Source organism: Ignisphaera sp. (assembly GCA_038831005.1).
Classification (GTDB): domain Archaea; phylum Thermoproteota; class Thermoprotei_A; order Sulfolobales; family Ignisphaeraceae; genus Ignisphaera.
Genome location: JAWBKZ010000001.1, coordinates 68,874 through 81,607, shown reverse-complemented (window position 1 = coordinate 81,607; position 12,734 = coordinate 68,874). Strand labels below are relative to the sequence as shown.

The window sequence follows — 12,734 nt, the reverse complement described above, 5'->3', positions numbered from 1 at the left end:
TGATTAGAAACCATTAGACTCTAAGATGTAGTGGCCAGATTTGTTATGAATTTAGTCAAAGATTTATAAGACTCTAAACACTAGTTATATAGCGTATTTATTGATTCAGATAATTCATGAATGAAATATAAAGACTAAAGTAGATTGAATCAAGTATAACTAACTCTAGAGTGGGTATCTATAGGCGAAGAAAAATTGAAAGACATACTAAAAGAAAGTTACTGGTATTATGTCAGGCCTGATGCTATAAGAGCCCTCCATAACGAGACCTTTAGAAAAACTTTGAGCTGGTATTATGCTATTCTTCTTGATGATTATCCCGCTAAATTTCATATAGCTAAGGCTGTGGAAATCCCTAGAGATGTTGGCAATATGAATTCTCTAGATATAGATAGTCTAGTAGGTGTACATAGAGATACTGGAAAGATTTTTACTTCTTTATGGCAAGAGGTTCGAAAATCTGGTATAGGGTTTAGAGAGTTTAAGAAAAAGTATGGAGAATCTACTCCAAATCTACTGGATCTCGAGACCAAGATAGCATTTAAAATACTGAAAAGCTGTAGATTTTGTGAATGGAGATGCGGTATCGATAGAAGTGAAGGTAGAAGAGGTTTCTGTAGACTTGATAGTAGATCTTATGTACATAGCTGGTTTCTACATATAGGTGAAGAAGCTCCTCTCGTTCCTAGTGGAACTATTTTCTATGGAAGTTGTAACTTTAGGTGTGTTTTTTGTCAAAATTGGGATATATCTCAAGAAAATCCTTTCAATGGTATCGAAGTATCATCCCATCAACTTGCACTTATGCAAAAAGATCTCAGACGTAAGGGTGCTAGAAACATTAATCATGTAGGTGGAGATCCTACACCAGATATACATAACATCTTAGATAGCATGAGGTTTCTAGATGTGAATGTTCCTCAGTTATGGAATAGTAATTTCTATATGAGTGAAGAAGCTCTAAATCTATTAATATACGTGATAGATATATGGCTACCAGACTTTAAGTATGGAAACAACTCATGCGCTCAAAGACTTTCAGGTATACCTAAATATCTAGAAGTTGTTGGCAGGAATCACCGCATAGCCATAGAATGGGGGGACATGATCATACGCCATCTCGTACTTCCAAACCATATAGAGTGTTGCTTGAAGCCTGTATTGAGATGGATAGCAGAAAATCTTCCGAAAGATAGGGTTCTAGTCAATATCATGGATCAATACAGACCTGAATATAAAGCTCATCAATATAGCGACATAAATAGACATGTAAGTAGTAAAGAGCTTGAAGAAGTGTATGAATATGCTGATCAACTTGAATTACTGTGGAGAGACATTTCTTAAGCACATAGAAGCTGGCTACGTCGTGTATTACGAGAAACAAACTATCATTATCTCTTAATCTTAATCGAGATTTTAATGAAAATAATATATTAGATGCTTAAGCACTAGTAGAGGAACTCTAGTGCAGAGAATTTGAACCCATGTAAGCCTACATCTTGAGTCCTAAGCTTAACATCTAGTTGATCCCTAATTAACTGTTCGCACACAGAGTTGATTCTTCCTATTCTTCTTGAACCACTTGGTAAGTACTCCAAAGCGTTTAATAACCTCCTGTATATCCTGTAGGAACAACATCTCCATTACCGAGTACAGTCTAACATTAATGTGTGGGGAGTAGGAAAAGTTCAAAGAGGCTTAGAGAAGGATTCAATGTATTACTTGTGGTATTATGGTCAGCTTAGACAGGTTTCCATATAAATCTATATATAAACACTATTAACGCTATTACTAGATATGCTACTGGCTCAGCAAGTGGATACGCTTTGGCAACTGGGTTAACTTGTCTAGTGCTTCTCGAGAACACTAGTGGGTAATCGGAGTAGAGCGCTAATACAATAATGCTTGTTGTTTCAACGTTCACGTCTCCCTCAATGATGATTTCCTCATTGACGACTCTGTAGTCTGTTCTTATCCCACCTGTCTCGAGGTCTTGAGCCATTGCTATTATCTCAAGGCACTTGTTCCTGATATTAACGTGGTCTTTAACAATATCTGATCCAGCTGAATCAAGAGCACGGTAGAGGTAGATGAAGAGCCCGCATTTGTATGTACTATACATACCTGTGGCAGTATATGCTTTATCTCTAAATCCGTATCCATCCCACATTCTCACTAGTTCAAGAAAGAGTAGTTCAGCCTGCGCTCTGGAGCCCCAGAGCAATTGCTTTAGTGCACGGTACACAACCAAGTCGGCGTACTCGTGCCAATCCTCGATAACTTGGTTCCCAGGCCTTTCATAGATGATCCTGTACTCACCTACACTCCCTAGCTCTTCGTGAACTGGTGTATAGAACACCTCTGGTATGTCCACACCAAAGAGTATCTCTATTCTACCATTGAAGCCTCCACTATACTCATTGTTCAGCTTCGTGAGTATCCTACTAGATAGATCCCTATCTCCTAGGATAGCAAGAGCCCTCGCAGCGAGGATGTTGTCGTTTGCTATATATATTGTTGTATTGTCTGGATACGTTCTCACTGCTGCTCTCAGCAATCCAGCTTCTTCGATGTACTGAGATTTCAGAAACAGTAATGCGTGACGGACATCGATAACGTTATAAACACTATAGGCATGAACACTAACAAAGAAAGTAACAAACATAAGTACTGAAATCATCATCACTTTCATTCACATACCCAAGACAAAAGAGGTGCAAGAGAAAACTGAAATATTTTGTTGATAAAGACCAGTATGTACCTTAGGAATACCAGTGGTATCGCTATTGAGAGTATTACAATTATCAGTAACACCATCGCATATATTGTTGATGTTGCTATTCCATATGAGTTCATGAGAACCGTAGTTTAGATTGTTCTAATGGTGAGAGATGTCACCTCCATCGCTTGCGCCGATCTGCTGAACCAACGATAGAGATGAACTAGACACTACAACAAGAGTAGTCCCATCGATACCTCTAACCCTGACCTCTGAGTTATCTCAATATTTATGAACTAGAATTCATTTCCTCTTCTACTGCTTCGCTATAGTGTCAACAAGCTTCGTTATTCTCTGTAGTCTCATTAACATAATGTCCATTACATCTACATCAAAGAAAGTCATATCTATGAAGGTATCTATTATTGCTCCAGTAATGAAAATAATGAACTTTTTCCAATAGTCGCTGGGTTGAAGCGTCAGAATTGAAAATCAGATTAACTGCAGGACTTTCCAAACAGAATCTCAAACTGATGACGAGAAGACTGGTTGAAGAAGTAGTTAACTTCATAGTGAAACAAGGTTTCATGGTGCGGGGGGTGGGATTTGAACCCACGCAGGCCTACGCCATCGGGTCCTGAGCCCGACCCCTTTGACCTAGCTCGGGCACCCCCGCTATAGCTATATTAACTCCTATAGTGGATGTAATTTGTGAAGCTTTATCTTTTTTTACGCACATCATCTACTGATAGTAACGTTGATAATATTTTCCTTAATTCATCTCTATCAAATCTTTTTAAAAGCTCTATGTATGTAACTAATGCTTCTCTAATTAGTTCGGATCTACTTCTGAATCCTTTCTTTCTGAAAATTATGTCTGTTTCATTTAATGTCTCTACATCAATTTTGATTGAGATCACTCTTGTGAGGGGAATTTCAATTTCTATTATTTGATTAGTGTTTTCTTTCATAATTATTCGCCCATCACAAAACAGTAATAGTTCATAAGTGGCCCAGTATAATTTGGTAGGACTTACATATATACCTTACAGTTTTAAGCAACGGCATATACATTATGATGAGAGTTAATAGCGATTTTCATTAGTGTAAAGTAATGGTATACGCTCAATTAAGGTTTAGTTAGCTTGATAATACATTCAAAATGTTTATATATACATATTTATATATTGCCTATACAATATGATGATCCCTAGTAAAAATAGGGAAAAGTTTATAAATTAGTTGTGTTATACAGTTTAAAAATTTTTATGAAATTAAGTGTGAAGAAGGGGAAAGCGTGAAGAGCTCTACCGAGTCTGTACTCGAGTATCTAATACTTAAGGTGTTAGCAAATAGAGAAGAGATTGTGAAAGCTCTTTATGACTATTTTGTAGAAGGTGCTAGCCCTAGCACTATAGCTATGAAGTATGATTTAAGTAAACATCAGATTAGGGGTTATGTTCAGAGAATCATTGAAAAAACAGGCTCATCTATGAAGTCACGAGTTTTGATGAAGTATACAGCTCCTTTAATTCTTAAGCTAAAACCTATAGCTAGAAAAGTCAATACGTCTATGGCTATATGTAGTATATGTGAAGAAGAACTTCCTGTGCAAGTAATTGAAGACCATATAAGGAAGAAGCATAGCGATATACTGAGTGAATGTCTAGATTCCGTTATTGATATCTTAAAAAAGAATGCTGCTATGAAAAGACATGGATGATTCTGCTAAGAATTATAACCTCTATAGCCAATGTTAACCTGCTAGATACACAATGACCAGGGTAGTTTTTAAACCCAAAAAAGAATTTAATAAAGTAAACAAGAAAGGGAAACCGGGAGACACTAAAATAGGTATATTTATCCCTATTCCCTATAGAGCTGCCTCTAGTTCTCTATTTATGCATCTTGCTTATGAGTATATAAACAGTCTGAACAATACTATAGCGTATCGGTATGTGTACAACATAAAGGAAGACGTTCTTGAGTCGCTCGACCAAGATATTGATCCTCGACATCTCGATGCTCTTTTAGTATCATTATCTTTTGAACTCGATTACATAAATGTAGCTAAAGTTCTTGGAGCTTTAAATCTTCTACCTAGATACAGAAAAAATGCAAAACCATTGATTATTGCTGGCGGTATAGCGCCTACGGCCAATCCATTACCTTTGACAGAAATTGTCGATGCTGTTGTAATAGGTGAAGCTGAAAACGTTTTAGATAGAATTGTCGATGCTGTTAGAGATGATAGACCTCTAAGAATGCTAGAGGACATAAATTGTGTGGCTATTTCACCGTTTGACTCGAAAGCTAAAAGATGCTATGTAGAATCTCTTGATACAGCATTTCATCCAGTCCAACAAGTGTATTCCCCAGAAGAGGAACCCATATACGGATACGGAGTGCGCATCGAATTATCAAGAGGTTGTCCATACTTATGTCCCTTCTGTATGGAGGGTCATTTATTCTATCCATTTAGATATAGATCCGAAAATGTTGTGAAGGATCTTATAGAGAATGGGTTTAAATTCAATACTTTAGCAAGACGAATCATATTTTATTCATTATCATTATTCAATATCCCATATATCGATAAATTACTAGAAAAACTCTATGAGAATGGAGTAAGTGTAAGTGCGCCTTCACTAAGACCAGACCATGTTAATGAAGAGCGCTTAAAATTGTTATACAATCTAGGTCAGAAGACCGTAACTATAGCTCCTGAAGCACTTGTCAAAAGATTTAGTTGTAGCATAGGTAAGTGCCTAGATATAGACACAATTTTAGAGATAATTATTAATGCATACAAAGTAGGATATGAACATGTAAAAATGTACCTCATTACTGGATTTCCTCAGCTGAATATAGATGAAGAATTGAATTCTCTGAGAATTCTCATGGATAGACTAAGAATTATTAGAAGATACCATTTTCTCGAAATACCTGTAAACATCCTCATACCGAAACCTTGGACTCCTTACCAATATTTTCCACCAATACATGTCATGAATAATGCCGATAGAATAAAAAGGTATAGAGAGCTTCTCAAAAACTATAGTTTTGTGCGTCTCGATGCTATGGACAGTAAATGGGGTTTCATACAGGCAATACTTGCTCAAGGCGATAGAAGTATCTCGTCTACTATAATTGAATGTGCATTTAAGTCATGCTCTCCTTCAACATTAATAAAGCTAATCAAATCTAGAGGCAACTATACCTACATCTATACCGGCTGGATGAATGATCCTCCATGGACAGAGGTAGTGGATATAGGATTCAATCCTAAATATTTTGAGTACCGCTTTAATTATTTGTCATCTAAATCTCAGAATTAGAGGTCTAGAAACATGTTCCGTTAAATCTTCATGGTCAATAATTGTTATCTCCTTCATCAAGAATTCCTTAAAGTTTTCAAAAATTTCGATCCCTATCTGCATGTTCCCTAGCCCAATAGTTGCCATCCTTATCTCTTTATTGTTGATACAAATTCCGTTTAGAAGTTTGTTTAGTTGTGGATAGAGTATTATTGTGGCTTTATGAGCTGCCAGATTCTTTATGGCTAAGCAGATGGCTGTGGGATCTGGTGTAGCTACTACAATTGTTTCGAATTTTTTATCCGAATTATGTAGAGATACATGTTCACCTTTAAGGACTTTACTATTTATAGTTAGCTTAGGTATTGTTCCTATCCTACACGAGTATCGTGATGCATAGTATGCAAAAGTAAGTAGGGAAATATCATTACCCATAATGAGAATGTCCTTTCCCTTAACCAGGTCCACTACATCGCTTTCTACAGATAGCATTGCTATTAACATTGTTTCTATATCGCTGTAGTTCTTGAACTCGGCAGGTTTAACGTAATGATGGTCTATTACTGCTACCTCTTGTGCCCCTCCTAGAGTTTCTAGATATCGAGGTGAGTTAATTGGAAACAACACAACCCTCATTCCCTCGTAAATATTTTCCACGTCTACACCCCTATGAATAACACGGCCCACAGAAATAGAGCCCATAGGCTTATGCGATGATGCTACTAGGAAACAGTTTGCTATACATATATCGGATACCGATAAGTAGCTATAACTTATCCTTATGGCTAATTCATTTCTTCTGATCATTACTATCGGATATTTTTCTAGATATACACAATTGCAGAATTTTGTTATAATTCTCGTATACATTGATTACAGCCTATAGATATTCTACAGACTTAGCTCTACATGGTGTAGGAGCTAGGTTCTTCACCATTATGTATGAGTCCTCACCATCGAGATAGTAACTCCTAACCTGGGCCATCCTTATAAATCCGAGTTTTTCGTAAAGCCTTATAGCTTTAGTATTGCTGATACGCACTTCTAGATGGATCTCCTCAACATTATACACATTTTGAAGAACGTATATTACTGCTGATAACATTGCTGTAGCTAAACCTCTACCTCTATACTCTTCTTTTACAGCCACGCTAACTATATGTCCTACTCTACCTTTTCCACTTTTACAAAAGGTTGCTCCTTCCTCAATTCTTGAAAGGAGATAGCCGACGATACGACCATTAACCTCAGCTACATAGAATACATCGCTCCATTTCTCTAAATGCTCTAACCAGAAGCTATATGGATAGTGCTCAGGTAGACATTCTATATTGATTGCTATAATGTCATCTAGATCGTCTTTTGTTGCAGGTCTTATTTTCACATATTCATTGGCATCCATAGTCATTATCGCTCACCAATACCTTACCTTGAGAGGACAGTTATAACATTGTACATCATTTTGATAGATTTTAAGATATATAAGTGTTGACGTTCTATGCCCCAGGCAAATAACGTAATACTTCGGCTACTTCAATAGATATCTCGGTATCTTTTTTATTAATTTTCAATCCAGTTAATTGATAGTATTTCGGTATAGCTACATAAATCACATTTTTTTCAAGAGTGCATATACAAGTATCATTAGTTAAGTCTGAACAGGAAATGTATATCAATGGTCTTTCTATGCTATCTAAAAATCTTGTAACAATATCTTTGGGTAAACCTACATCGAGTTCTTTTCCCATAAACCTACTCTTTCCACATTTTGTGCTAGTCAAACTATATGTCGAAAATACTAGATATATTGCACAATCTCTAGGTAGAGTCTTTGAGATCCTTTCCATATTTTGAATAGGATTCTTAGAATCTATACCAGCTATACACAATCCTTCTATAGAGATCCATTTACCTGATGAATAATGGCCGTAATGTTTAAGTAATTTAGTTACATAATCATCATCATGTATTTTGACAACACCAGCACCTTTATCAATTACTTGAATAATATCTATACATGCTCCAAGACCTCCACATAATAGATGTATTTTTCCTTTACGGTTCTCTATAACCTGTAATATCTGCTTACATGAGATTAAATCAATGTTAGTAACTATATAAATCTCAAATACCTTCTCCATAGTCTTGACATCGTTGAGTAATGTATATGATGATATATGTATCCAGTATTTTACATCTCATTAGAAGTCTTTAACTCGAAGAGCGATCTTTGGTGTTCACCCACATATTGACTCACAACTTTTTTCCATGTACCCCCTATGCTCGCAAGAGCATAGAATCCTACGGCTTTTGCTCCACTTTTCTTAATTAACTCACATACAGCTCCACTTGTTCTTCCACTTCTAACAAGATCATCAACGACTAGAACTCTATCACCATATCCAAGCACACCTTCAGGTAGATATAATGTAACAACTTCTGGTGGCATTGATGTAACGTAGCTTAACTCGATAAATCTATCGAATCCCACCTCCTTTCTTCTCTTAATAACAATTAGCTTCGTTCCTAGTCTTTTTGCAATCATTGTTGCAAGAGATATCCCGTCAACTTCAACTGTTACTACAGCCGTAAGACCTAGATCTTTGCTCCATAATAAGGCGTCTATAGATGCTAAAGTCAGCACATCTATATTGTAGACGATACTATACAAGTTCACTACATCACTATCAACCATCTTGACAATTCTAGACATAACTGTGTCTATTACAGGTTTACTGAGTAGCTTCATAAGCATGTTTTTTGCTCTATCTTCTGTAGGCTTTATATCACCATGTATGTATCTCCAAAGAGTCGGTATAGAGATCTCTAAGATGCTTTCAAGTTCTTTGAATTTTAGGAATCTCTTAAGGCTAGACAGTAGCTCTACTACTAGTCCTGAATACTCTATAGATTCAGACATTATACACACCTGTAAAAATACCTTTTGTATCCTAGTCACATACTGCTTTCCAGACTTTTATATCTGAAGAGTATATATGCTTTAAGGTCTAGAGATGTAATAATACCTAAATTTTAATACTTATATATCCAATACTTCTTTACCTAGATTCTATCTCTTCATCTGTTATTCCTGCTGCTAACGGAATTCCCATGAATTTTCTTTTTGATACTGCCCTAGATATACCGTCTATTATCTGCTCCAATGATTCTTCTTCATCTATACATTCAACAAAGACCTCGTCCTCAACAGCAATACCGCTAAAGCCTTTAGAATTTGATGCTAGAAATATATGTACATTAGCATAATGTCGAACATATTTCCTGGCTTTACTAGCTATTATGATGCATCTAACAATATCTTCAGGTCTTGCCCCAATCACTATAAGTTTGATTGACTCTTCATTCATAGTTATCCATAGATATCATAGTGTGGTGATAATATTTAAGCAGGAGAAAAAATGATTAAAATATATAGGCGTTTTTACTGTTCATGATAAGAAAGTTTATAAACCTTAATGCATATACTATAATAGGTGAGTAGATGGTCAAGCTTAAGAAACTTTATGAAGATGAAGATGTAGAGGTATTTAAGGCACCTACAGAAGAGGAGCTAGAAAGACTTGTTAAAGAATACATTAAATCTGCTGGAAGACCTTTGATCTGGAGAGAGCTTAGAGAGAGATTTAGTGGTATTGCAGGTGAGGATAGGCTTAGAAAGATACTGATAAGACTTATAGAGAGAGATGAAATTGTCGAGTTACCCGATGGCGCTTTCGGACTTCCAGGCATGGATCAAAACTATGTGCCTAGAAAAACAGCAAAAAGAGTGAGACCTCTAGTTCCCTCAAAGTTTAGATCTAGATGGGGCTCTATGGCGGCAAAACTTAGGAAAACTGGTTTACCTCTTGGTGAAGCTCTCAAGATTTTTGAGAAAAGCGGTTTAAGATTTTCAACAGATTCATTGGAGCATCATGAGGAATTTGAGGAAAGCGAATATATAGAAGATGAAGACCTGTTCTAAATCTGTATAACATTCGTAGAGAATTTCAATAATTATATTGAATTTAGAGGTTTAGAGATATATGGTAGATAAATGTGAAAAAGCTTCTGTAAATATTTTGGGTAAGATTGCCGTAATTAGGACTGAAAGAAAAGGTAAAGCCATAGTTGGTCTAAATAATCTATGCGCAATGGCTAAAAGACTTGGCCTCTGTATAGATGGTTACAAGTGCTAGATCCTGTACATAGATAACAGGTTCCTCATTTTAGCATATTCATGATATTTTACGTACTTTTTGTTCTCTAAGAAGTACTTTACTCTTGGAGCCCTATCTACGACCTCTAGTACCTTATCGGTAATGAGTATGCTAAATGCATCACTACCAGCACCACTTCCAAAAGATACAGCTAAAACTCTTTGATTTGGCTTTGCTTCTTCAAGAATTTTCGCTAAACCTATGAGCATTGAAGCATTATATGTATTTCCAATCCATGGTGTTACTATCCCAGGCAACACCCTCTCTTTCGGTATACCAATCATAGACGCTACTCTTAAAGGAAACCTACCATTTGGTTGATGAAATACTGCATAATCGAAATCTGAGGGCTTTAGACCAAGACTATCCATTAACATCTTAGCTACTGAAACTATATGGCTGAAATATGCAGGCTCACCTGTGAAACCTTCTCCATGCCTTGGATAAGGAGCTCCATCCCTTCTCCAGAAATCTGGTGTATCTGTAGAATATGTAACCATACCTTCGAATATAGCTACAGATTCACTATATGGTCCAATTATATATGCAGCACCTCCACTACTAACTGTGAACTCTAGCACATCTCCAGGACTTGCTTGTGCTGTATCAGAACCTATAGCTAAGACATACTTCGCATGACCGCTTTCGACAAGCGAAGCACCAATCCTTATAGCCTCTGATGCCGCTCTACATGCAAACTCTAGATCTGCAACAAGATGTGCAGGTTTTACACCTAGTGCTTCAGCTATAATTGTTGCACCAGGTTTTACCGCATAAGGCTTGCTCTCGGTTCCTAGATAAACAGCATCTATAGATCTAGGATCTATTCCAGCTCTTTTTATAGAATACTGAGCTGCTCTAAAGCCTATCGTAATGCTATCTTCATCTACATTGCCTACAGCTTTTTCCTCAATCCATATACTGTTCACGTATTCTTCATCATATCCCCAGAAAGATGCGATATCCTTAGCTTTAATGCGGTACATAGGTATATAAACGCCCCACCCAATAATTCCGCTTTTATTCATATTTAGTACCACCTAGTGTGTAAGCCTTAAAAGAGGAGTGAGATATAATAGTCTTACGATAGTTATTAAAAGAGTTGATATCACATAAAAACATTTAGATATTAGATCAGACCTTCGCTATCCATAATCATCTTAGTTTTCTTTACTATCTCCATAACTAATTCTAAAACATTTCTACATATACCTTCTTCAAATCCTTTTAATACATTCCTTTTACCATCATAACCTATAGACCAACACTTGACTACACTATATATACCTGAAGAAGATCTAGAAACGGTATAACCATATTCAATCCATGAATGTTGACAGCTGATTTTAAGCAGAATAATGTCTTCAAATAAGTTAATACTGTCCTTATATAGTGTATCTATCTTCATAGTGATACTTACAACATCAGTGTACAGTAGATTGCCCCAGATGTTTTGAGTATGTTTACAATCTAGTAGGTATAGTGTGGCAGAGATGTAGGGATATCTTGTTAGAGAATAATCAATTAGCATTTCTATGCAGTTCTCTTGATTCCTAACAATATCGACAAGAACATCAACAAGAGCGCAACATTTTGTTATGACTTCTTTTTCGCTTTCTCTATCCATATGCATAACCATTTGCTAATTTGTATCATGAGCCATCTGTGAGAGATTCATTTCCTTTGTTAAATACTTATACTTAAATGTTTATGTCCATATTAAGTGATTTGCTTGCGTATATGTTTAAAGTATTTTCAATACCTTCAATAACTCTAGATACAACTATCCATGAATCTAATGGTTTAGGAAATATTGATACATGTTCTCTCGATATTGTTAAAAATTCCTTCCTGAAATCCCCATGCTGAAATGCTCCAATAATTATACATACATTTCTATCGTTCTTCATATCCTTAACTATTGAAATACCCAAAGAGCTTGGGGGTATTAGATCTCCTTTTTCATGCATTATGAGTACTCTATCAAAAGATTTTTCAGATATAAATACTGACAAAGGTTTTTTCTCGATAAATATTAAGGGATTAGCGCTCTCCGGAGGAACCTTACCAACGAGTAGTAGTTGCTCCATTAAGCCTACGAATCTATTGTAATTCCTAGGAATACGTGTAGAAGGATCTATATGGATTATCCTATTATCATATGTATGAATATACACTCTCAAAAGTTTTGCAATATTTAGTGGACTGGAAAATGCGTTAAGTAGAGAAATGTGAACAATATCTGGTCTACCTCTTTTATACCATTCATTGAGTTTTTTCATAGCTCTGTAATGAAGAGATATATCAAGTAGTATTTGAGAAGGATTCTTATTTCTTTTTCTTGCACTACTAATAACTGATGAATGGCTTTGAATAGATCTTGGTACAAGCTCTATACCCGACTCAGCTAGCACTATGGTTAGTGGCTTCATATTTTCTCAAAACTGATATGATTTCGAGCTAAAAAACATATTGGTAGAA

At 36.0% G+C, this 12,734-nt stretch carries 15 protein-coding genes and 1 tRNA gene; 5 read left to right on the top strand and 11 right to left on the bottom strand.

Annotation, left to right across the window (positions count from 1 at the left end):
* Positions 1-195 precede the first annotated feature (195 nt).
* A complete protein-coding gene (locus tag QXK50_00395; GenBank protein ID MEM2007620.1) occupies positions 196-1,344 on the top strand; it encodes a pyruvate formate lyase-activating protein in 1,149 nt (382 codons plus the stop codon).
* A 397-nt stretch (positions 1,345-1,741) separates the two neighbouring features.
* Here QXK50_00395 and QXK50_00390 read toward each other — a convergent pair whose 3' ends face one another.
* The 3 genes from QXK50_00390 to QXK50_00380 form a co-directional block, all read right to left on the bottom strand.
* A complete protein-coding gene (locus QXK50_00390; GenBank protein MEM2007619.1) occupies positions 1,742-2,692 on the bottom strand; it encodes a hypothetical protein in 951 nt (316 codons plus the stop codon).
* Positions 2,693-3,307: 615 nt separating this feature from the next.
* A tRNA-Leu gene (locus QXK50_00385) sits at positions 3,308-3,395 on the bottom strand.
* A 43-nt stretch (positions 3,396-3,438) separates the two neighbouring features.
* A complete protein-coding gene (locus tag QXK50_00380) occupies positions 3,439-3,690 on the bottom strand; it encodes a ribbon-helix-helix domain-containing protein (protein ID MEM2007618.1) in 252 nt (83 codons plus the stop codon).
* Positions 3,691-4,016: 326 nt separating this feature from the next.
* On the opposite strand from QXK50_00380, the gene QXK50_00375 reads away from it, so the two are divergent.
* Both QXK50_00375 and QXK50_00370 read left to right on the top strand, forming a co-directional pair.
* Entirely contained in the window at positions 4,017-4,442 is a 426-nt protein-coding gene (locus QXK50_00375) for a hypothetical protein (protein MEM2007617.1), read from the top strand.
* A gap of 52 nt (positions 4,443-4,494) precedes the next feature.
* Positions 4,495-6,057, top strand: a complete 1,563-nt coding sequence (locus QXK50_00370) for a radical SAM protein (GenBank protein ID MEM2007616.1) — start codon at positions 4,495-4,497, stop codon at positions 6,055-6,057.
* On the opposite strand, the gene QXK50_00365 is transcribed toward QXK50_00370, so the two are convergent.
* The 5 genes from QXK50_00365 to QXK50_00345 form a co-directional block, all read right to left on the bottom strand.
* Positions 6,037-6,906, bottom strand: coding sequence for a hypothetical protein (locus QXK50_00365; GenBank protein MEM2007615.1), 870 nt, complete (start codon positions 6,904-6,906; stop codon positions 6,037-6,039). The two genes, QXK50_00370 and QXK50_00365, sit on opposite strands and share 21 nt — an antisense overlap.
* A 10-nt stretch (positions 6,907-6,916) precedes the next feature.
* Entirely contained in the window at positions 6,917-7,444 is a 528-nt protein-coding gene (locus QXK50_00360) for an N-acetyltransferase (protein MEM2007614.1), read from the bottom strand.
* Positions 7,445-7,532: 88 nt separating this feature from the next.
* A complete protein-coding gene (locus tag QXK50_00355; GenBank protein MEM2007613.1) occupies positions 7,533-8,177 on the bottom strand; it encodes a hypothetical protein in 645 nt (214 codons plus the stop codon).
* 50 nt (positions 8,178-8,227) lie between these two features.
* The gene (locus QXK50_00350; GenBank protein MEM2007612.1) at positions 8,228-8,956 is read right to left on the bottom strand and encodes a phosphoribosyltransferase family protein; all 729 of its coding nucleotides are present in this window, start codon (positions 8,954-8,956) and stop codon (positions 8,228-8,230) included.
* Between the two features lie 139 nt (positions 8,957-9,095).
* Positions 9,096-9,404, bottom strand: a complete 309-nt coding sequence (locus QXK50_00345) for a hypothetical protein (protein ID MEM2007611.1) — start codon at positions 9,402-9,404, stop codon at positions 9,096-9,098.
* A gap of 134 nt (positions 9,405-9,538) precedes the next feature.
* Here QXK50_00345 and QXK50_00340 point away from each other — a divergent pair, with 134 nt between their 5' ends.
* Positions 9,539-10,018 (top strand): hypothetical protein, encoded by a 480-nt coding sequence (locus QXK50_00340; protein ID MEM2007610.1) that lies wholly within the window; start codon positions 9,539-9,541, stop codon positions 10,016-10,018.
* A gap of 61 nt (positions 10,019-10,079) precedes the next feature.
* The gene (locus QXK50_00335) at positions 10,080-10,232 is read left to right on the top strand and encodes a hypothetical protein (GenBank protein MEM2007609.1); all 153 of its coding nucleotides are present in this window, start codon (positions 10,080-10,082) and stop codon (positions 10,230-10,232) included.
* On the opposite strand, the gene QXK50_00330 is transcribed toward QXK50_00335, so the two are convergent.
* The 3 genes from QXK50_00330 to QXK50_00320 all read right to left on the bottom strand — a co-directional run bounded on the left by QXK50_00330 (position 10,229) and on the right by QXK50_00320 (position 12,685).
* Positions 10,229-11,281: a hydroxymethylglutaryl-CoA synthase gene (locus tag QXK50_00330; protein MEM2007608.1), complete on the bottom strand. Its 1,053-nt coding sequence runs from the start codon at positions 11,279-11,281 to the stop codon at positions 10,229-10,231. The two genes, QXK50_00335 and QXK50_00330, sit on opposite strands and share 4 nt — an antisense overlap.
* Before the next feature lie 101 nt (positions 11,282-11,382).
* The gene (locus tag QXK50_00325; protein ID MEM2007607.1) at positions 11,383-11,880 is read right to left on the bottom strand and encodes a hypothetical protein; all 498 of its coding nucleotides are present in this window, start codon (positions 11,878-11,880) and stop codon (positions 11,383-11,385) included.
* A 73-nt stretch (positions 11,881-11,953) separates the two neighbouring features.
* Entirely contained in the window at positions 11,954-12,685 is a 732-nt protein-coding gene (locus QXK50_00320) for a 16S rRNA methyltransferase (protein MEM2007606.1), read from the bottom strand.
* Positions 12,686-12,734 lie beyond the last annotated feature (49 nt).